General features: G+C 28.0%; 14 protein-coding genes, 1 CRISPR repeat array and 1 riboswitch. Of the genes, 3 read left to right on the top strand and 11 right to left on the bottom strand.

What is annotated here, in order from left to right; translation table 11 throughout:
* Positions 1 to 158 precede the first annotated feature (158 nt).
* Positions 159 to 2,657: direct repeats of the CRISPR family, unit length 30 nt; unit sequence GTTTTTAGAATACCTATGAGGAATTGAAAC.
* A 192-nt stretch (positions 2,658 to 2,849) separates the two neighbouring features.
* Positions 2,850 to 4,493 (bottom strand): hydroxylamine reductase, encoded by a 1,644-nt coding sequence (gene hcp / locus ACFIJ5_RS09510; RefSeq protein ID WP_379809584.1) that lies wholly within the window; start codon positions 4,491 to 4,493, stop codon positions 2,850 to 2,852.
* A gap of 452 nt (positions 4,494 to 4,945) precedes the next feature.
* Between hcp and ACFIJ5_RS09505 the strand changes: the two genes are divergently transcribed.
* Positions 4,946 to 5,440 (top strand): GNAT family N-acetyltransferase, encoded by a 495-nt coding sequence (locus tag ACFIJ5_RS09505; protein WP_379806387.1) that lies wholly within the window; start codon positions 4,946 to 4,948, stop codon positions 5,438 to 5,440.
* Between the two features lie 247 nt (positions 5,441 to 5,687).
* Here the strand turns inward: ACFIJ5_RS09505 and cysS are convergent, their stop codons facing one another.
* From cysS to ACFIJ5_RS09465, 8 genes are all read right to left on the bottom strand, one after another.
* Positions 5,688 to 7,097 (bottom strand): cysteine--tRNA ligase, encoded by a 1,410-nt coding sequence (gene cysS, locus ACFIJ5_RS09500; protein WP_379806385.1) that lies wholly within the window; start codon positions 7,095 to 7,097, stop codon positions 5,688 to 5,690.
* A 634-nt stretch (positions 7,098 to 7,731) separates the two neighbouring features.
* Positions 7,732 to 8,778, bottom strand: a complete 1,047-nt coding sequence (locus ACFIJ5_RS09495) for an ATP-binding cassette domain-containing protein (protein ID WP_379806383.1) — start codon at positions 8,776 to 8,778, stop codon at positions 7,732 to 7,734.
* The gene (locus tag ACFIJ5_RS09490) at positions 8,775 to 9,473 is read right to left on the bottom strand and encodes a GTP-binding protein (RefSeq protein ID WP_379806381.1); all 699 of its coding nucleotides are present in this window, start codon (positions 9,471 to 9,473) and stop codon (positions 8,775 to 8,777) included. Before ACFIJ5_RS09490 ends, ACFIJ5_RS09495 begins: the two co-directional genes overlap by 4 nt.
* A 262-nt stretch (positions 9,474 to 9,735) precedes the next feature.
* Entirely contained in the window at positions 9,736 to 10,980 is a 1,245-nt protein-coding gene (locus ACFIJ5_RS09485; protein WP_379806379.1) for an ABC transporter substrate-binding protein, read from the bottom strand.
* 181 nt (positions 10,981 to 11,161) lie between these two features.
* Positions 11,162 to 12,964 carry a GTPase HflX gene (gene hflX / locus ACFIJ5_RS09480; protein WP_379806377.1) on the bottom strand — a complete coding sequence of 601 codons (1,803 nt, stop codon included), beginning with the start codon at positions 12,962 to 12,964 and terminating at the stop codon, positions 11,162 to 11,164.
* Between the two features lie 522 nt (positions 12,965 to 13,486).
* Positions 13,487 to 14,119 (bottom strand): ABC transporter ATP-binding protein, encoded by a 633-nt coding sequence (locus ACFIJ5_RS09475; RefSeq protein ID WP_379806375.1) that lies wholly within the window; start codon positions 14,117 to 14,119, stop codon positions 13,487 to 13,489.
* A gap of 48 nt (positions 14,120 to 14,167) precedes the next feature.
* Positions 14,168 to 15,742, bottom strand: a complete 1,575-nt coding sequence (locus tag ACFIJ5_RS09470) for an ABC transporter permease (protein WP_379809583.1) — start codon at positions 15,740 to 15,742, stop codon at positions 14,168 to 14,170.
* 121 nt (positions 15,743 to 15,863) lie between these two features.
* Positions 15,864 to 16,937, bottom strand: coding sequence for a Fe(3+) ABC transporter substrate-binding protein (locus ACFIJ5_RS09465; protein WP_379806373.1), 1,074 nt, complete (start codon positions 16,935 to 16,937; stop codon positions 15,864 to 15,866).
* A 294-nt stretch (positions 16,938 to 17,231) separates the two neighbouring features.
* Positions 17,232 to 17,336: riboswitch (SAM riboswitch) on the top strand.
* 71 nt (positions 17,337 to 17,407) lie between these two features.
* Here ACFIJ5_RS09465 and ACFIJ5_RS09460 point away from each other — a divergent pair.
* Together ACFIJ5_RS09460 and ACFIJ5_RS09455 are read left to right on the top strand one after the other, a co-directional pair.
* Positions 17,408 to 18,685: an O-acetylhomoserine aminocarboxypropyltransferase/cysteine synthase family protein gene (locus ACFIJ5_RS09460; protein ID WP_379806371.1), complete on the top strand. Its 1,278-nt coding sequence runs from the start codon at positions 17,408 to 17,410 to the stop codon at positions 18,683 to 18,685.
* A gap of 24 nt (positions 18,686 to 18,709) precedes the next feature.
* Positions 18,710 to 19,606 carry a homoserine O-succinyltransferase gene (locus tag ACFIJ5_RS09455; RefSeq protein WP_379806369.1) on the top strand — a complete coding sequence of 299 codons (897 nt, stop codon included), beginning with the start codon at positions 18,710 to 18,712 and terminating at the stop codon, positions 19,604 to 19,606.
* A 176-nt stretch (positions 19,607 to 19,782) separates the two neighbouring features.
* Here the strand turns inward: ACFIJ5_RS09455 and ACFIJ5_RS09450 are convergent, their stop codons facing one another.
* Entirely contained in the window at positions 19,783 to 20,448 is a 666-nt protein-coding gene (locus ACFIJ5_RS09450) for an FMN-dependent NADH-azoreductase (RefSeq protein WP_379806367.1), read from the bottom strand.
* A 78-nt stretch (positions 20,449 to 20,526) separates the two neighbouring features.
* Positions 20,527 to 22,278 carry a sensor domain-containing diguanylate cyclase gene (locus tag ACFIJ5_RS09445; RefSeq protein WP_379806365.1) on the bottom strand — a complete coding sequence of 584 codons (1,752 nt, stop codon included), beginning with the start codon at positions 22,276 to 22,278 and terminating at the stop codon, positions 20,527 to 20,529.
* Positions 22,279 to 22,337: the final 59 nt, after the last annotated feature.

Genomic DNA, 22,337 nt, shown 5'->3' with positions numbered 1-22,337 from the left:
TAATATAACTCCGATTTTCGTCGACCCACAATAGCGTAAAAACCCCCGGGGATCGACGAATCTGCTAACCCGCATAAATCTTACATTCTTATATTTTGTTTACATTTTGTTAACAATTGAACATTTTTACAAAGTATGATATAATGCCCCTTGGACGGGTTTTTAGAATACCTATGAGGAATTGAAACAATTCTGATTTAGAGGGGATAATCGAACAAATGCTAAGTTTTTAGAATACCTATGAGGAATTGAAACCCGACAAAATTAAGTGAGCTAAATAAAGATATAAATTGTTTTTAGAATACCTATGAGGAATTGAAACAATTTTTATATTCATATGTGTAAATTGTAGAAGTATGTGTTTTTAGAATACCTATGAGGAATTGAAACGAACATATACCTGTAGTTCCTGCGTCCTCTAAATCAGTTTTTAGAATACCTATGAGGAATTGAAACCATTTTTTGCATAAAAATAGTCGTTTACATTCTCATGTTTTTAGAATACCTATGAGGAATTGAAACTATATTTTTTCATTAAAAATAAAATATACACTTGTGTTTTTAGAATACCTATGAGGAATTGAAACTGAAACTACTAAGAGAGAATTAAAAACATATTATATGTTTTTAGAATACCTATGAGGAATTGAAACTTAAATTGTAACTTTGTATTAATGCATAGCCTTTTTGTTTTTAGAATACCTATGAGGAATTGAAACCTATTTTCCCCCTTCAACATTTTATTTTCTTCTTCGTTTTTAGAATACCTATGAGGAATTGAAACCATCAATAAATAACGCAGTGGTTACAAATCCAAAATTAGTTTTTAGAATACCTATGAGGAATTGAAACTATAATTTCCTCTATCCATGTGAATAATTGTCCTGCCATGTTTTTAGAATACCTATGAGGAATTGAAACAAAGGTTAAAACAATTTGCAACTTTAACTTTTAGGGTTTTTAGAATACCTATGAGGAATTGAAACCTCTATTTTTATATTTATTATATAGTATTTAATACTGTTTTTAGAATACCTATGAGGAATTGAAACAAGAAATTTACAATAAGGAAGGTTTCAATCTTGAACTGTTTTTAGAATACCTATGAGGAATTGAAACATTATTAAATATTACAAAAATATGTTGTGTATAGTGTTTTTAGAATACCTATGAGGAATTGAAACACAGAATTGAAGAATGTAAAAAAGAAATTAAAAAATGTTTTTAGAATACCTATGAGGAATTGAAACATCTTATATGTAAGACTTATTCTTTAGTTTGGCAATGTTTTTAGAATACCTATGAGGAATTGAAACCTGTGATTGTATCTGAATAATCACTTGTAAATGTAAAACGTTTTTAGAATACCTATGAGGAATTGAAACTAACACTTTCTATTGTAAAATCACATTCCCATGAACCAGTTTTTAGAATACCTATGAGGAATTGAAACAAAGAAAAGAGAAATAAAAATGCAAAAGTTAATATCGTTTTTAGAATACCTATGAGGAATTGAAACGCTAACGGGTGTTAGCAGTTTGGCGTGTTTGTTTGGGTTTTTAGAATACCTATGAGGAATTGAAACTATGTAATATTGATGCAGAGAGTAGAGCAGGGATTGACGTTTTTAGAATACCTATGAGGAATTGAAACTACAATTGTTGGAAAGCAACAAACTTACAAGAGCTTTTGTTTTTAGAATACCTATGAGGAATTGAAACTCTGGCTTTTTCTTTTTAGGATACCTATATAAATTAGTGTTTTTAGAATACCTATGAGGAATTGAAACTTAGTTGTAAAAGCTCCAACTTCATCAGCTACAAAACAGTTTTTAGAATACCTATGAGGAATTGAAACTTTTTTTTATATTTATTCCCAAAATAGATATGTTCAGTTTTTAGAATACCTATGAGGAATTGAAACTAATGTCTCTCCAATCCATTTACTCATTCCTCCTTTAGTTTTTAGAATACCTATGAGGAATTGAAACCAAAATCTTTTATTGTCTCTTTTAAATAGAATATTTCTGTTTTTAGAATACCTATGAGGAATTGAAACTCCCATTCTCTTCATACTTTGTAATGTAATGATGCATGTTTTTAGAATACCTATGAGGAATTGAAACATGCTTCAATCTGTCTACCTTCGTTTTGTTCTACTGGTTTTTAGAATACCTATGAGGAATTGAAACTTATTCTAACTTAAATAGCTGATGTGATACCATAAGGGTTTTTAGAATACCTATGAGGAATTGAAACTAATATATTATTCTTCTTGCGGTATTCTTTTTAGAGTTTTTAGAATACCTATGAGGAATTGAAACTTCATTTCATATTCGTAGCCTATGAACTCTTTAGCGTTTTTAGAATACCTATGAGGAATTGAAACTAGGATATATTTGAATCTATATATTCATATTTATTACTGTTTTTAGAATACCTATGAGGAATTGAAACTCATTTCTTTTAACATATCTTTTAACATATTATCACGTTTTTAGAATACCTATGAGGAATTGAAACTTATATAAGCTACCTTTCCTATACAATCTGATAAATTGTTTTTAGAATACCTATGAGGAATTGAAACGCACTATTCATTTAGCCTGTGTAATAATCGCGTCAATCGTTTTTAGAATACCTATGAGGAATCTAATTTTTAATGAATTATTCTCCCAAGTACTATAAATTCTATATTTTGAAATTACATATAAAATTTGAAACGAAAAAAATCAGTAGTTGTATCTCAAACTACTGATTTTTTATTTAATCTAATTTATTATTTTCTCCCAGGTATCTGGTCCTACAATCCCATCAAACATAAGACCACTTTGCCTAAAAGAATAAAATTTATCCTAAGAACATTTTTAAATCATCATCTACATTTGTGATTCCACCAATACCAAAGTTTTCAACTAAAACTTTAGCTACATTTGGTGATAAGAATGCAGGTAGAGTTGGTCCTAAGTGAATATTTTTTACTCCTAAGTGAAGTAAAGCAAGAAGTACTATAACTGCCTTTTGTTCATACCATGCAATGTTATATGCTATTGGCAATTCATTTATATCATTTAACTTAAATATTTCTTTAAGTTTTAATGCTATTAAAGCTAGTGAATATGAATCATTACATTGCCCTGCATCTAAAACTCTTGGAATTCCACCAATGTCTCCAAGGTCTAATTTATTATATTTGTATTTTGCACATCCTGCTGTTAATATTACAGTGTCTTTTGGAAGTTTTTGTGCAAATTCAGCGTAGTAATCCCTACTCTTCATTCTTCCATCACAACCAGCCATTACAAAGAATTTTTTAATTGCTCCACTTTTAACAGCTTCTATAACTTTATCTGCTAGTGCAAATACTTGTTCATGAGCAAATCCACCTATGATTTTACCAGTTTCAATTTCTGTTGGTGATGATAATTTCTTTGCATGTTCTATTAACTCTGAAAAATCTTTAGGTTGTTGATTTATTCTATCTGGAATATGTTTAAATCCTGGGTAACCAGATGCCCCTGTTGTATATACTCTATCTGAATATGATTCTTTTGGAGGTGTAATACAATTTGTTGTAAATAATATTACTCCATTGAACTTTTCAAATTCCTCATTTTGTTTCCACCATGCATTACCATAATTACCTACAAAGTTATCATATTTCTTAAATGCAGGATAGTAATGAGCAGGAAGCATTTCACCGTGTGTATATACATCTACTCCAGTTCCTTTTGTTTGTTCAAGTAATTCTTCTAAATCTTTTAAATCATGACCTGAAACTAGTATTGCAGGATTATTTCTAACTCCTATATTAACTTCTGTGATTTCAGGATTACCATAAGATTCTGTATTGGCTTTATCAAGTAGTGCCATAACATCTACACCATATTTACCAGTTTCTAATGTAAGAGCTATCAATTTATCAGCATCTAAACTATCATCTAAAGTAGCTGCCAAAGCTTTTTCAATAAAATTAAATACTTCTGTATTTTCATATCCAAGATTATATGCATGTTCTGCATATGCAGCCATACCTTTAATTCCATAAGTAATAAGTTCTCTTAATGAACGAACATCTTCATTTTCAGTTGCTAAAACTCCTACATTAACGCCGTCAGCTTTTGCTTCAATAGCTGCATTAGTTTCAGCATTCCAAGATGCAGCATCATGTAATCCTTCTAAGGATATCCCCTTATTTATTAATGCTGATTTAATTTCTTCTCTTACAACAAGTGCTTCTTTTATTTTTTCAATAAATTTATCTTTATCAAAGTTTGCATTGGTAATTGTCATAAACAATCCATCCATCAAGATTCTGTTTGCTTTTCTAAAACTTAATCCTGCTTCTTTTGCTTTTATATTCACAATTGAAATGCCTTTTAGTGTATATATCATTAAATCTTGTAAATGTGCTACTTCAGGTTTTTTACCACATACTCCTTGAATAGTACAACCTGTTCCTTTGGCTGCTTCTTGACATTGATAACAAAACATCATTTGACAATTCTCCTTCCAATTCTTAAAATATCATTTATTTATATTGTATTTTCTCGTTTCTATAGCTACATATTACTAAAATCATTGAATTAAGTCCGTAACATGGGTTACCGAATTTAAAATAATATAAAAAAATAAGACGGTTATTTTACTGACTTAATTATAGATTATATCAAGGTTAATACCTTTTACTTCTTTATGATAAACTACGTGATTAGTTATCTTTAACTCAAGTAAACGGCCAAGAGTTTTGTTTAATTTATTAATTTTTCTTATTGTGTGTAGTTATATAGAATAATTTGTATAAATATAGAAAAATGTGATATAATCAATCCGGTATTAAAGACGTATTATATTTGAAATGAGTAGTAAAAAGATATAATGTATTAAGACATAATCGTTAGATATTAAGACATAAAGATTATTTATATTTTGCGGAGGTGCAAAAAATGACAATAGAAACCGAACGATTGGAATTGATTCCGCTTACTTCATACCAACTAAAACTATGGGTTGAAGATATTTATGCACTTGAAAAAGAACTTCATTGCACTTATAAAGCTGAACCAATGGAGGGATTTTTCCTTGAAATCGTAAAGGGTCAACTTGAAATTACCGAAAAGGATAAATCAAATTACCTTTGGCACAGTTTTTGGTTCTTAATTCGCAAGAAAGATAGAATCGTTGTTGGTTCGGCAGATTTTAAGGACGTTCCTAACAAAAATGGTGAGGTTGAAATAGGATACGGATTAGGAAAAGAATTTGAACACAATGGTTATATGACAGAAGCGGTAAAAGCAATGTGCAACTGGGCTATGAAGCAGGAAAAAGTGTCTCATGTGATTGCTGAAACCGATTTGGATGGTTTCGCCTCACAACGAATTTTGCAACGATGTGGTTTTTTAGAAGAACACCGAGAAGAAACAGCTTGGTGGAAAAAATGAACATAATCTTTAATACAATAATTAATTCACAACATTCTTATTTAAGAAATTAAATAAAGAAATTATTTGATTCGTAATAAGTGAGAATAGCGTTCTAACGCTTATATACCAAATATAACAAGGGAGCCGAGAGGCTCTCTTGTTTACGTGTAAATACAGAAATTATTCATTATTAACTATTAATTAGCTTTGAAGTGAAAGGTTTCTAAGCAATATATCATTTCCCGAAGCGGCTATTTTTATAGTTCTATATTTCTCGCCAAGTTGTTCCCTCTTTACTATCTATAAGTTCAATGTTCATATCCTTGAGTGTATCTCTTATTTCATCTGCCTTTGCCCAGTCTTTATCCTGTCTTGCCTTACATCTTTGTTCTATTAATGAATTAATAAGATTTTCATCTACATTTGATTTATTATAAGTTTCATAATTTAATAGATCTAATGAAAGAACTTTATCAAAATCTTCTACTAATATGATTTTTTCCTTATTTGTAAGCATATTATCTTTTAAAACTTCATAAAGAACAGTAAAAGCATTTGGAGTATTCAAATCATCACTTATTTGATTTTCAAACTTTAATTTATAATTATTAATTTTACTTTCATCCACATTTTCACTACTAGTTATATTTTCATTTATTAAATTAATCTTAGCTTTAAGTTTTCTTAAAGATGAAGCTGCTTCTTTTAAGCTGTCAAAACTAAAGACAAGCTGTTTTCTATATCTTGATTGAAGGCAAAAATATCTATAGTCTAATGGAGTGAATCCTTCTTCCATTAATCTAGATAAAGTTAAGAAATCGCCGTTAGATTTTGACATCTTTCCTCCATCTAAAACAAGGAATTCTCCATGCATCCAATAATTTACCCAATTGTGTCCTAATGCTGCTTCTGATTGTGCTATTTCATTGGTATGATGTACTGGTATATGATCTACACCACCACAGTGAATATCTATTTTTTCTCCCAAGTATTTTATAGACATTGCAGAACACTCTACATGCCATCCTGGGAAGCCACATCCCCAAGGGGAATCCCACTGCATTATATGATTTGTAAATTTTGAATTTGTAAACCATAATACAAAATCTAATGGATTTTTTTTATGAACATCTACCTCAATTCTACTCCCTGCTTCTAATTCATCCATACTTAATTTTGCCAGTTTATTATATTCTTTAAATTTATCAATTTCGTAATATACATTACCATTTGCAATATAAGTGTACCCTTTTTCTTCTAATTTTTTTATAAGATTTATCATATCTTCTATGTGTTCTGTAGCTCTACAAGAAACTGTTGGTTTTTTTATATTAAGTTTTTTACAATCTTCAAAAAATGCTTTTTCATAAAATCTTGCAATATCCCAAGGACTTTTATTCTCACGTTTTGCCCCCAATGCCATCTTATCTTCTCCGGAATCTCCATCAGATTGAAGATGACCTACGTCAGTTATATTCATAACATGTTTTACTTTATAACCTGTGTATTCTAATGATTTTTTTAGTATATCTTCAAAAATATACGTTCTTAAGTTACCAATATGAGCGTAATTGTAAACTGTAGGTCCACAAGTATATAATGAAACCTCTTTTGAATTTAGTGGTACAAATTTTTCTTTTTTTCTGTTTAAAGTGTTGTAAATATAAAATTCCAAATTGTACATCTCCTTTCTAAAAATAAAACCGCAGGAAAATATTCCTGCGGTTAATAGCTTTTTTATTTCACAAATAGATTTTAGTAATTCATATGATTATGAATTATATACAAATCTATTATTAAAAACATAAATATGAATTATATTAAATAAGTTTAATTCCTTTTGAGACCGCAGCAATATTATTTATTAAATTATGAACTATTGATACTATTCTACAACAGCAACAACAACAGCAACAACAACACATAATACGGTCTCCTTTCTAAAAGTATTTAATATAACATTGGTATCATTTTACCACAAATCTTTATTTTTGTAACTACCTTTATTCAACTTTCTCAATACAAAAATATTGTATAGTGAAAGAAAATATATATTACATAAGAAACATTTGAAATAAGCAATTAGTAATTCTTTGCCATAGAGTATGTATATTGCCAGTAAATAAAAAGGGTATAAGATTAAGGAATCTTTGAACGACATTTACGTAATCTTAGTCTTATGAATTTGAAAAAAGTTATTTTTAAATTACTAATTCCTATGGAATATTAATTTAAAAATCTTTTTTTCAATATGAATAAGACTTAGAGTACGTTATGGAAGTGAAGGATTCCTGTTCTTATACCTCTTTTTATTTACTGGCTACCATATACTTATGGGAAAGAATTGTTTTGTCCAGTGCTTCACCTTTTCTTAGATTACTTCTCATATTTTGTATTACAACATCCATTTTCTCTAGTTCATGTAAAAGCTGTTTTTCATCATCTGATGTTTCAATTACTTTATAGATGCCTCCATTTCTGATAACAATTCTTTTGTCTGCCATTAAGGCAAGTGTAGGATCATGAGTAGCCATAAGAACAATCTTCTCACTATTTACTAATAGATTCAGTGCTTTTTTTCTATCAATACCTGCATTTTCAATTTCATCTATAAGGACTATTGGAGATGTACTTAATATTGCAGTATCAGCAATCATCAAAGCTCTAGACTGTCCGCCGCTTAAACTTGTTATTGGAGTATCTAAATTAAATTTCTCTCCTGCAAGATGATTTGCAGCATCTATTATATTTTTTATAACTTCATCTTCATTTTCAACCATACGGCTTTTAGCATGAAGCTCCAAAAATTCATTTACAGTAAGATCCATGACAAAATTCATATTTTGAGAAAGCTGTGCTACTAATTTATTACCGCTGGAAAATCTCCACTTTTTATCTGGTGATTCACCATTAATTAATATAGTTCTTTTAGTTGGTGTATCATTTTGTGCGGCCCATTCAATATCTGCAAGAAGTCGGCTTTTACCAGAGCCTGTAGGTCCTACTATTGATATTATTTCACTTTTATAAATTGTGATTTTATCAAAATTTTCTTTGTTTCCAGATTTATCTTCGCCACCAATTATAGTTAATGAGTCAACTCCAAAGTGCTCTTCAATACCTAAAAATTGAAGCATTTGATTGATATAAATTACTAATCCTTCTTCTAGTTTTTCAGTATCTATTGCCCATTCTTCTATTTCCTCTTCTGAAAAATGTTCTAAAAATTCCTTAAAGGTTTTATTTTCAAATCCTTCGATTATTAATTTGTTATCATCAAAATAGTTAACAATGAAAGGATATTCTTGTATTAATTCTTTTAATTTTTTTGTTTGTAATACTTTTATATTTATCATTTTTCATCACCTAACTCTATTTTTCTTACATTTCCCATTTGATAAGCTTCCCCTATTCTTTTTTCACCTAAGCAGTAAGAACACATAGCTGAAGGCATGGGGAATTTCAATTCTTTACCTTTTACAGTTTGAATATCTTTTTCTGAATCATATAAAAGAGTACTTAATTCATATGCCCCTTGGCCTGTAAGTCCATTAATGTGCATTATAACTGCTTTGGGATTTACAGAGTGTACTCTTGATGAAAAAACTTCTCTTTCTGCTTGAGAAACTATATCACCTTTAGTAATTACAATAATGTCAGCAGATTTTAACATAGGACCTATTTTCTTTGGTGTATTAATGCCGCTTAAGTTATCAATTACACAAACTGCTTTAATATCTCTAATATATGGTGAGCATCTATTACACAACCCTGCACTTTCTGTTATTAATAAATCCAAATTAATTTTCTTACCCCACTGCACCACTTCTTCAATATTACTTACAAAGTAATGGTCAGGACATAAAGATCCAGATAATCCTTTTTTTACTGGAATATCGTGCTTTTTATATAATATATCATCATCTGTATAAAGGCAGTCGAATTTAACTACCCCTACAGATATATCTCTTTTTCTTAAAGATTGAATAGTCTTTAGAATAATGGCAGTTTTTCCTGAGGACGGTGGTCCTGATATGGTTACTAAATTCATGTTACTTCCCTCCTATATTGATTTGTTAAATATTCAACTTTCGCAGAACAAAAATACTATCTAGCGAAGGGGAATGATATTTTGCGTAAGAAACATTTGAACAAAGTTACAAGTTCTTAGCTTTACGAATTTGAAAAAAGTTATTTTTTAATTACTGATTCCTACGGAATATTAATTAAAAAATCTTTTTTCAATATGAGTAAAGGTTAGAACTTGTTACTGAAGTGAAAGGTTTCTAAGCAAGATATCGTTTCCCGTAGCGCTATTTTTTATCTACACAGGTTGAGTTAAATAGTTTTTCACATTTCTTTATTAAATCTCCGATGTCATTGTTTAAAATGTAATCCCAACCTAACCACATATATTTATGTTCATTTGTGAGCATATTATCTACTTTTGGATTTACACTTGGGAATCTACCATTGTGAGACAAGATTTCTCCTACAGTTTTAGAAGCAAAGAAATCTACAAATGGTTTTAATTTATCTTTCTTACTCTTTTTACTTAATAAAAATATTGGACTTATTATAGCTCCATCAGATGGCCAAACTGCTTTCATTGGGCCGCCTCTCTTAGTCATCTTTGTAAAGAAATAAGGCATAATAGTAACAGAAGGTCTTGCATCTTTTTTTATATGTGATTTAACCATTTCAGAAGGATGCATACCTTTAAATAGGCTTTTCCCTAATTTTTTAACACCATCTTCACCATATTTCTTAAAAACATTTAATAATATTGCATTAAATAAATCAAAATCTCCAATAGGTAAACTTACGCTATTTTCAAATTCAGGTTTTAAAATGTCTTCAAAGCTTTTCGGTACATCTCTTCCATTTAATTCTTCTGTATTTACTAAAAATACTGCTGGAACTACCCCAATCATTGAATATTGTCTATCTGGATCTTTAAGATCAATTTCCTCATTATCAAAATCTTTATTAAATCTTTCAAATCCTGTAATATCTTCAAAAACATCATTGTCTTTAAACTTTCTCATTAAGTTCTTATCAAAGAATAAATCAAAACCTGCAGAAATAAAAATATCACTTAAAGCATCTTCACATTCAGCTTTTACTAAAGAATCTTTAAGCCAATCAACTCCCATAGAAGCTGCTTTCAATTCATAATCTACAGTAATATTTAATTTACTTCCCTTTTCATCCATCCATTTATTAAATGCTTCTAAAAGAGGAATTCTTACAGGACAAGGTAAAATACCTTCTATCTTAATATCTGCATCTTTATTATTGTTTGATTTTCCTAGTGATTCATCTATAGAAATTTTATTTTCTTGAATTACCTCTATCATTCTATCTATAAAAGTTTTAATATTTATCTTTTTCATAGATAATGCCATTTCAAGTGAAATTGACTTTCCAATTAGTTCTCTTTGCTTTTCATCTTTAATACTTTCAAATCCTATTGATGAAAACAAATCAATGGTTTCAGGATATTTTTTTGTTATATCAAATAAATTGTCTTTTATATCAAAATATTTATTTTTCATAATAGTAGTACCTCCATAATCTAATTGCTTTTTCTATGTATTATTTTACTCAAAAACTACTAATTAATCCGTAACATAAGTTACCCATTGAAGTTTTTCTAAAAAATAAAGGGACGGTTCATTACTTTTAGTTGTAAATTTCAACTTAAAGTAATGAACCGTCCCCGTTAATTTAGTCTATTTATACTTCGAATTTACTACATCTATTATAAATTTCTTCATATACTTGTGCTTTTATATAAGTTCCTCTTTCACTGTAATCTTCATTTATAATATTACAAGTTTCATGAATCATTGAAACAAATAACTGTTCATTATATGGAATAATAAATTCTTTTTCAAATAATTTTATTGGAATTTCATCACCAATCATCTTTAATAAGCTGTGAAGATTTGTACCATCTGAAGCACTTACTTCAATCACATTCTCATCTTCAATAAATTCTTTTAATGATTTAATCTTTTCTTTGCTGGCTGTATCAATTTTATTTAAAACAATTATGATATTCTTATTTAATACATTAAGCTCATTTAATACATTATTAACTGCTTTTATTTGTTCTAGTGCTTCTTCATTAGAACAATCTACAACATGTAAAAGAAGATCTGCTTCTATAACTTCTTCTAATGTAGATTTGAATGCCTCAACTAATTCATGAGGAAGCTTTCTAATAAATCCAACTGTATCAGATAAAGCAATTTTTCTATTATCATCTAATGTAATAGCTCTTACAGTAGTATCTAATGTAGCAAAAAGCATATTTGCTTCAAAAACTCCATCTTTATTTTTGGTATTACAAGATGCAATTTTACAAAGTTGATTTCTTAAAGTTGATTTTCCAGCATTGGTATATCCAACTAAGGCTACTCTGCTCAAGTTATCCTTGTTTCTATTTTCTCTTTGAATAGTTCGTGTATCTACTACCTTGGAAAGTTCACCTTTTATATCCTGTATTCTTTTCTCTATATGTCGTCTATCAGTTTCAAGCTTTTTCTCACCAGGACCTCTTGAACCTACACCGCCTTTTGAACTTACGCCCCCTCTTATTCTTGCAAGGTCTGAACCAAATCCTCTTAATCTTGAAATCCTGTGTTTAAGCATAGCCAGTTCAACCTGCAATTTAGACTGTTTGCTTTTAGCTCTTCTTGCAAATATATCTAATATTAATATGGTTCTATCTATTACTTTACATCCAATTTTCTCTTCAAGATTTCTAATCTGTGAACCAGAGAGTTCGTTATCAAATATCACTACATTAGCATTTTTAATCTGTCTTAGATGTTCTAGTTCTTTAACCTTTCCCAATCCTGTATAATAAGCTGAATCTATCTTATTTTTCTTTTGAAGAACTTTATATACAGGAACAACTTCACAAGCCTCTGCTAATCCTTCCAGTTCGCATAAACTTTCTTCACTATCTGTTCCTACAAGAATTGCTCTTTCAACATCATCTTCATTTACTTCAAGTTCTGTCATGATTTTGTCTATATAGCGAATTTTATCCATAAGATCAAAATGTACTGCCTCTTCTAATCTCAAGTTTTTAATTTCAACATGAGTAAGAGATTTATTATATACATCACAAAAGGCAAAATTAACTTTAACATCATTAATGTTTTCGTGCACTCCAACAGATGCAATTACATCTAATTTCATATCTAGTAATGCTGAAATATCTAGTAATGAAAGCTTGCTGTTTCCACTAGGGTGAGTATGAATTACTCTTATACCACTAAGTTTTTTTAGCTTTTTATCTATACATGGAATTTCAACATGGTTGCTGTTACCAACTGCAACACTAATTATTTTACCTTTCCTATTTATTGCTGCACTTATTTCTTTATTTATTGTTTTACTAATATAGTTTAGTTTTTCTACTAATTCATAAGAAAGAATAGAATCTTTATCTATATTAATCTCATATAATTCTTCTAATTTATCTAAAATTGATTTTTTTATACCACTAATATTTCCTTGTACCATATAATCACTCCCAAATTCAAAATTGTATTTACATTATTGTAGATCTTAAAAAAACAAATATTATTGTGCTCATTATTCTCTCCCCCTAAAAAGTAAAGTAATATTCTTATGCAAATACACTTTACTTAATGAATTTATACTTTTTTATATAATAAAAAACCGCAATAACCCTAACATTATAGTGTTAGAGATAAACTACGGTTAAGTATCTTAACTACTGTAAATATACAAAAAATATAAAAACCGCAGAATTATCCGCGGTAATTAACTAATAATATAATAAAACCGCAGTAAACATGCCTGCGGTCAATTTAACAAATAAACTTTAAATAAACTTAAAAATAATATACTTCTTGACAGCAGACTATAGATTTAGTTATTAAATTAGTTCTTCTTTTAATGTTAAATACTAAATTAATCATTACATAGTCTCCTTTCAAGAATTTTCAATAAATTTTAACTATACCTGTATTATATAATATAACCATTATTTTGTAAAGGGTTTATGTTTAATTTATTAAATTATAGTGTTATAGTAACATCTGCAATAGCATGTGCGTCTTGTTTGTCATGTGTAACAAATATTGATGTTATGCCTGTCTTTTTAATTATATCTTTAAGTTCTTGTCTAATTTTATTTTGAAGATGTGCATCCAAATTACTAAAAGGTTCGTCTAATAGAATCAAATCTGGTTTTGGTGCAATAGCTCTAGCTAAAGCTACTCTTTGCTGCTGTCCGCCACTTAATTCATAAGGATACCTTTTCTCATAACCCTCTAAGTTTACTAAAGTTAATAACTCATTAATTCTTTTTTTCTTTTCATAACGTGAAACATTTTTAAGTCCAAATTTTATATTGCCTTCAACAGTAAGATGTGGAAATAATGCATAGTCTTGAAAAACCATTCCTATTCCCCTTTTTTCCGGATAAACAAAATTTTTATCATCAAATACAAATTTATCCCCTATCTTGATAATACCTCCTAAAGGAGTTTCTAATCCTGCTATTAATCTAAGTATTGTACTTTTACCACAGCCGCTTTCACCTAATATACAGACAATATCTCCCTTTTGTATATTTAAATTAAAGTTTTTAAGTATATATTCTTTACTATTTTTATATTTAAAATTCAAATTTTTTATTTCAATATACATACGTACCTCCTTGTATATTCAACGTGTTGAATAATTTCAAATCATATATTAATCTATTTCTTTATCTCCAATTTTATAGAAAAAATATATAGCAATAAGACTAATGATAATTATGAGTATTGATACACTGGAAGCCTCATGTATCATCTCATCATTAGCATATTCATATGTTTTTGTTGCTAAAGTGTTAAAATTAAAAGGTCTCAAAAGAAATGTTAATGGTAATTCTTTTAAAACTTCAATAAGAACTAGAAAAAATCCACTAAAAACTGCGCCTTTTATCATTGGTAAATCAACTTTGAAAAATGTTTTAGTTATTCCATAGCCTAATGTTCTAGAAGCCTCTGAAAATCTATTTCCTACTTTTTCAAATGCTGACTCTATGGAATTATATCCTACTGCCAAAAATCTAATTATATAAGCAAAAATCAACATAGTTATACTGGTAGTTAAAACAAGGCTTGAAGAATTACTTGAAGATATTTTATACAACCATCCAAGTCTTCTATCTAATGTTACAAAAATACCAATAACTCCTATTGCTATTACTGCTCCTGGAATTGAATATCCTAATATGGTGATTTTAGAATAAACTTTTGAAATAATACTATCATTTAGTCTACAATAATTAGCAACAATTAAAGCAAATATAATTATGAAACTAGCAGTAATTAAAGCAGTTCCTAGAGAACTTATTATAAGATGAATAAATTCAGCATTTAAAACTTTTTTGTAAGTTAATAAACTCCATTTTAATATTTGTATTACAGGAATTAAAAATCCTAATGAAAAAGTTGTAAAACAAAATATAAATGCCCCAAAAGCTTTTATACCTTTTAATTTTATTTTTGATATAGGTTTTATCTTAGTAGTTGTAAAACTATATTTCTTTCTACCTCTTAACAATTTTTCTGACATAAGTAGTATTATAACTACTGCAATTAGCATAAAAGCAAGTCTTGAGGCTGAATCTATGTCTCCCATACCGAACCATGTTTTAAAAATTGCTGTACTAAAGGTTTGAACTCCGAAATAATTCACTACACCATAATCATTTAATATTTCTAGAATAACTATACTAACTCCACCAATTATTGCACTTCTTGATATAGGAAGAACCACATATAAAAATATTTCTAAAGAATTTCGACCAAGAACCCTAGCATTTTCTATTAGTGCAGAAGATTGTTTTTCTAGAAATGATTTAGTTATCATATAAACATAAGGATATAAAAATACTGTAAAAATAAATATGGCACCATTTACAGACATAATATCAAAAAAATTTTGATTAACACTTATATTAAGTTTTCTTAATGTAATTTGTATAAATCCAGTATATCCTAACATATTGCTGTATGTATAAGCAGCAATATAAGGAGGAATTGATAATGGTAGAACAAGAGCCCATTTAAAAAAGTTTCTCATAGGAAAGTCATAAATACATATAATCCATGATAATCCTATACCTATTATTACTGTTAACAACCCAGATATAAAAATCAATCTAAATGAATTTAGTATATATCCTCTTAAAAGATACTGCTTTATATGCACCCAATTTTCATTTGGGGATTTGAACACATTTAAAAATATTTCAATATTAGGTATAATAATTAGCATTACTATGAAAAAGCTAAAAATATTCCACCAACTTAACTTAATTTTCTTTAGTTTTATCAAATGTAACACATCCTTCTTTATATTTATAAAAAGCAGCTTTAAAGCTGCTTTTTATAGTATACTATTTCCAACCTACTTCATTGAAAATTTCAACTGCTTTTTTGTTGTTCTCTGCAAACTTAGAAAGTTTAACATCTTGTTCTTTAAAATCTCCCCAAGATTTTAAGAGTTGTGATGGTTCAACTTTTGCATTAACTGGATATTCATAATTTGCTTCTGCAAATTGTTTTTGAGCTTTTTCACCAGATAAAAATTCTACAAATTTAACTGCATTTTCTTTATTTTTAGCATATTTTATAAGTCCTGCTCCACTAATATTAACATGTGTTCCTGTAGTACTTTGATTTGGGAAAAAGATTTTAACATTCTTTCCTACTTTTACTTCTTCTGCATCTGATGAATTTAATAGTTTTCCTAAATAATAAGTATTCATAATTGCTACATCACCAATACCTGCAACGATTGCTTTTGCCTGATCTCTATCATTACCTTTAGGTGTTCTAGCCATATTTTGTACAATTCCTTTTGCCCATTCTTTAGCTTTTTCCTCACTGTTAATTTCAATAAATGAAGCTAAAAGTGACTGATTATACACATTTGTAGATGATCTAACTAAAACTTTTCCTTTCCATTTTTCATTTGTTAAATCTTCATATGTAGATAAATTTTCTGGTTTTACTCTATCTTTTGAATAAACAATTACTCTGGCTCTCTTAGTTAATCCAAACCATTGATTATCTTCATCCCTAAATTTTTCTGGAATATTATTTATTAATTCAGTGCTCTTTGTAGATTGTAATAATCCAGTTTCCTTAGCTCTATATAATCTCCCAACATCTGATGTAATTAAAACATCTGCTTGAGTATCTTTTCCTTCTCTTTTTAATCTCTCAATCAATTCATCTGATTTACCTTTTACCACATTTACTTTGATACCTGTATCTTTTGTAAATAATTTATAAAGTTCTTCATCTGTATCATAATGTCTATCTGTATAAATATTTACTACTTTTTTTTCATTTTTTACAGATTCGTTTTTTGCAGTTTGTTTAGTTTGAGAACATCCCGCTAATAATCCTGCTGATAAAATTACTGATAATGCTGTTGAAATAATTGCAAATTTTTTCTTTATCATTTGTTTTCCTCCTTAAGATTTCTTTTTAAGAATATAATGCAAGTACTTATTTTAAAATATACTGCTATTGATAAATATATACAGCTGTAAATATGATTCATTTGACATCTATTATCATTTACATTTAAATCATATTAAATTCTTGCAACTAAGTCAATATAAAAATCGTCTTTTTATACAGGTAAGTTTTGTTAATAAATTCATAATTTAATTTTTATATTTATTTTTAAATTTTTAAAAAATCTTGACAATTCATAATATTACTGATATTATATTTTTAAAATTTAATAGGAAATCTTATCAAGAGTGACTGAGGGACTGGCCCTGTGACGTCCGGCAACCTGAATATTTTCAAGGTGCTAATTCCAGCAAGCTATTAATTAGCTTGACAGATGAGAATATGAATGTAACTTCTTACAATCTTATCTGTAAGAAGTTTTTTTATTATTAATAATTAGGAGTGATTTATTATGTCAAAAAAATTGAATTTTGAAACATTACAATTACATGGAGGATATGAACCAGACTCAAGTACAAAATCAAGAGCAGTTCCTATATATCAAACTACATCTTATGTATTTGATACACCAGAAGAAGCTGCAGACTTATTTGCTTTAAAAAAATCTGGAAATATATACACAAGAATAAATAATCCTACTGTTGATGTTCTTGAAAAAAGAATAAGTTTATTAGAAGGTGGTGTTGGAGCTGTTGCAACTTCATCTGGTATGGCTGCTGTAACTTACTCTGTTTTAAACATAGCAAAAAATGGAGATGAGATAGTTGCATCAACTACACTTTATGGTGGTACATATAGTTTATTTGCAAATACTCTAAAAGATTTTGGAATTACAGTAAATTTTGTAGATCCTGAAGATACTGATAATTTCAAAAATGCTATTACATCTAAAACTAAAGCTGTGTATATTGAGACTATTGGAAATCCAAGTATTAATATATGTGATATGGAAAAAATTGCACGTATTGCACATGAAAATGGAATTCCTTTAATAGTAGATAACACTTTTGCAACGCCTTATTTATGCAGGCCTTTTGAATTTGGCGCAGATATAGTTGTATATTCTGCTACTAAGTTTTTAGGAGGGCATGGAACTTCTATAGGAGGACTAGTTGTTGATTCTGGAAATTTTAATTGGAATAATGGCAAATTTCCAAAGCTAGTGGAACCAGATAAAAGTTATCATGGATTATCATATGTTGAATCCTTTAAAGAAGCTGCTTATATTTCTAGACTAAGATTAATTTTGTTAAGAGATATAGGTGCTTGTATATCACCATTTAATGCTTTTTTAATATCTTTAGGTTTTGAAACACTATCTTATAGATTACAAGCTCATGTTAATAATGCAGAAAAGATTGCTGAATTTTTAAGCAATCATGAAAAAGTAGAATGGGTTAATTACCCTGGTTTAAAAGATAATAAATATCATGAACTTTCTAAAAAATATCTTCCAAAAGGAGCAGGTTCAATTTTTACATTCGGTGTGAAAGGTGGATATGAAGCTGGTAAAAAGTTAATAAGAAATCTGAAAATATTCTCTCACTTAGCAAACGTTGGTGATGCTAAATCACTTATTATACATCCATCCTCTACTACTCATCAACAACTTAGTGAACAAGAACAAAAAAAATCAGGAGTTACTCCAGAATTAATCAGGATTTCTATAGGAATTGAAAATGTGGAAGACTTAATAAATGATCTTTCAAACTCATTGGCACAAATATAATTAAAATAGAAAAGGATGTTTGATATGGCAATCTTCATGGCAAAGAATTCTTCAAAATACAGAAAAATATTAGAAGTAAATAACTTTATACTAAATGAAAATTCTTCTTCAAAATTGGATATTAAACCTTTAAAAATTGCTATTTTAAATTTAATGCCTAATAAAATTCAAACAGAAATACAATTTTTGAGAAGACTATCATCTTCAGATCTTCCAATAGAAATAACATTATTACATACTGAAACATATAAATCAAAAAATACTAGCAAAGAATACTTTAATAATTTTTATAAAACTTTCAGTGAAATAAAAAATGATAAGTTTGATGGAATGATTATAACAGGTTCTCCTGTTGAACTTTTTGAATTTGAAGAAGTTTCTTATTGGAATGAATTAAAAGAAATTATGAATTATACAATTACAAATGTAAAATCAACCCTATATATATGTTGGGGAGCTCAAGCAGGATTATATCATCATTTTGGTATTGAAAAGCGCATTCTAAATAAAAAAATATTTGGTGTGTTTTCACATACCATTAATAATAAATCAAAATTATTAAAAGGCTTTAATGATGAATTTTATGTTCCTCACTCACGCTGTACAGAAGTTAGAAAAGAAGATATTCTAAAAAATGATAAGCTTGAAATTTTATCAGAATCAAAAGAAGCAGGAGTATATATATCATCTACAAAAGATGGAAAGCTTATTTTTGTAAGTGGTCATTCAGAATATGATAAAAACACTTTGAAAAATGAATATTTAAGAGATATTTTAAAAGGTAAAAATATTGATATACCAGAAAACTATTTTATAGACGATGATCCAAAACAAAAACCTATTCTAAGATGGGAAAATCATTCAAATTTATTATTTTCAAATTGGTTAAAATATTATGTTTGCAGATCATCAATATGCTAAGCTATTTTTGTTTAAAAAAATGGAGCTGTTGCATTAAGAAATTCACATATAATATATTGTTTTTAAAATTAGCACAATATATTATAGTATTTATTCTTAGTGCAGCAGCCCCAAAAATTTATTTATCCTTAAGTTTAATTTTCTAAGGAAAGCCTGAGGATGACTTATTATATATATTACAAATTTAATATTGGTTCTTTAGAAAGTTTCTTTATTACCTTATCAATATCTTCATAAGCTATTTTTATAGATTCATCTCTACCAACAGATTCCATATCTACTCCTTCAACAAGTATCTTTTCAAATCTTTTTACACCTAAAAATTTAAATATATCATGAAAATAGTCTACACCATGATTAAATTTACTTCCTAAAATTTTTGGATAGATTCCACCAGAAGACTGAATATAAATCATATTTCTTTCTTTATCGTCTAGAAGTCCTTCTACTTTTTCAGAAGATATTTTAATTACTTTGTCAGTTTGTATGACACAATCTACATATCTTTTAAGCCTTGCAGGAAAACTTACACTCCACATTGGTGCTGCTATTACATAGGTATCGGCACTTATAAACTGATCGCAAAGAGCATTTATTCTATCTACTGCATTTTTATCCTCTTGTGATAGTGCATCATATTCAGCACCAGTAACAAGCTCTGCTCTACTTTTAAATAATTTATAGTGTAATTCTGGTATATCCTCATTATAAAGATCTAATTCTTCTAAGGTGTATTCAGGATTTTCTGCTATGAAACGATTGACAAATGTTCTTCCTACAGTTCTGCTTGTTGAAAGATGTTCAGGCTTTGAGTTTACAGGAATATATAATAGTTTTTTCAATTAAATCACCTCCAAATGATATATATATTTTTTGTCGAATGATTTAATTTATACAAATAAAATGAAAAATATATAGGATTATTTTTCTATCCGGTTTCTTCCGTTGAGTTTTGCCTTATAAAGAAGATTATCTGCTTTTCCAATAATTTCATGACAACTTTCTAAATTATGTTGTACAACTCCTCCACTTATAGTAACTTTTAGTTTTTTATCTTCAAATGACATATTTTCTATTCCTTTTCTTATTTTTTCAGCTGTAGCATATGCACAATTTAAATCTTGTTTTGGAACAATAACTAAAAATTCCTCTCCACCATATCTACCAATTAAAGACTCTTTTGTAACTTCTCTTTTTAATAAATCTGCAATGCTTTTTAATACTATATCTCCAGTTTGATGTCCAAAGTTATCATTAACCTTTTTAAAATAATCTATATCTAACATTATTATTGAGAGTGGTGTATTGTTAACATCAGACTTATTTGTTTCTTCCATTAATTTTTCATGTATATGTTTATGATTATAAAGATTTGTTAGTCCATCTGTTATACTGGATTCTTTCAATTTTTTATTTATACATTCCATTTCTTCTTCTATAGTTTTTATTTCATCTATCATATTATTTGCAGAAGATGCAAGTTCTTTTAGTTCACTATAATTAATTTCACTTGCTTTAATATGAATATGTTCTTTAGACGCTTTTTTAAAGAAATATAAAAACATGTTTAAGCTGTTGTTTATTTTTTTATTAATAGTTTTTGTAATAAAACCAGCAAAAATCATAAAAGCTATACACAAAATAATACTATGAAGTATTTTATCAAACAGTTGTGAATTTAACTCTTGTTTTTTATTTGTAATAACTTTTTCAATTTCATCAATATATATGCCAGTTCCTATTACCCATTCCCAATCTTCAAATATCTTTGAAAAATATAATTTTTCAGTAGTTTCACTTGAATCTTTTTTAAGCCAGTGTTGTTTTAAAAAACATCCTTCAGGGCTTTTTCTACTAAGTGTTATACCTCTTTGAGTAACCTTTACTCCATGGTCGTCCTCTAAATCCCATACATTTTTCCCTATAAGTTTAGGAAATCCTCCATTTGCAACCATGACTCCTTTATAATCTGTTACAAAAACGTATTGAGAATTATTGTATCCATATTTTATTTCAGAAATTCTTTTACTTACCTTCTTTTGTAGTTGAAGTTCAAAATCATCCATGTATTCTCCAGAACCAATATACCAGTTAAAAGGTTCAAAATATTTTATATAAGATAATTTAGAATACATTTTTTTAGAAGGGTCTTGTGGTTTAACCCATTTTGAATGTATAAATCCTTCTTTATCCTTTTGTATTAAATCTTTTTCTTTATCAATTAAATAATTTCCACTATCTTTACAAATTTCACTAATATTTTTACCTTGTGAATAAAGCCATATTGGATTAAGAACTATATCGCCCTTAGATGTTGCAACAAAATAATAACCTCTATTATCATTAAACCTTATAGGACTTAATATATTTAAAATCATCTTTTTTATTTCATCATCACTTTTTTTATTTTTATTTTCATCATAAATAGTTTTAACTATATCATATGCAGTATATGTGCTTTCTTGTATAGATTCTTTTAAATCTTGTTCTGCTTGTTTTTTGGTAAACTCAATATAATCATAAACTCTATTTACTTCACTTTTTAAAGTATTCTTTTGTTTATCTATATAATTTTGTTTTAACTGTATAATTTCTTTATTAAACTTTTTATATCCATCACTTATACGAACAAAAGCTACAATTACTGTACCTAAAAAGATTAAAAAAATCATATTAAAAAATATAGTTTTTTTAATACTATTAAATATTTTAATAATACTCACCACTTTCG

It is taken from the genome of Haloimpatiens myeolchijeotgali, assembly GCF_042688525.2.
Lineage (GTDB): Bacteria > Bacillota > Clostridia > Clostridiales > Clostridiaceae > Haloimpatiens.
The sequence above is the reverse complement of the archived record's forward strand: the minus strand, read 5'-3'. Positions and strand labels throughout refer to the sequence as shown.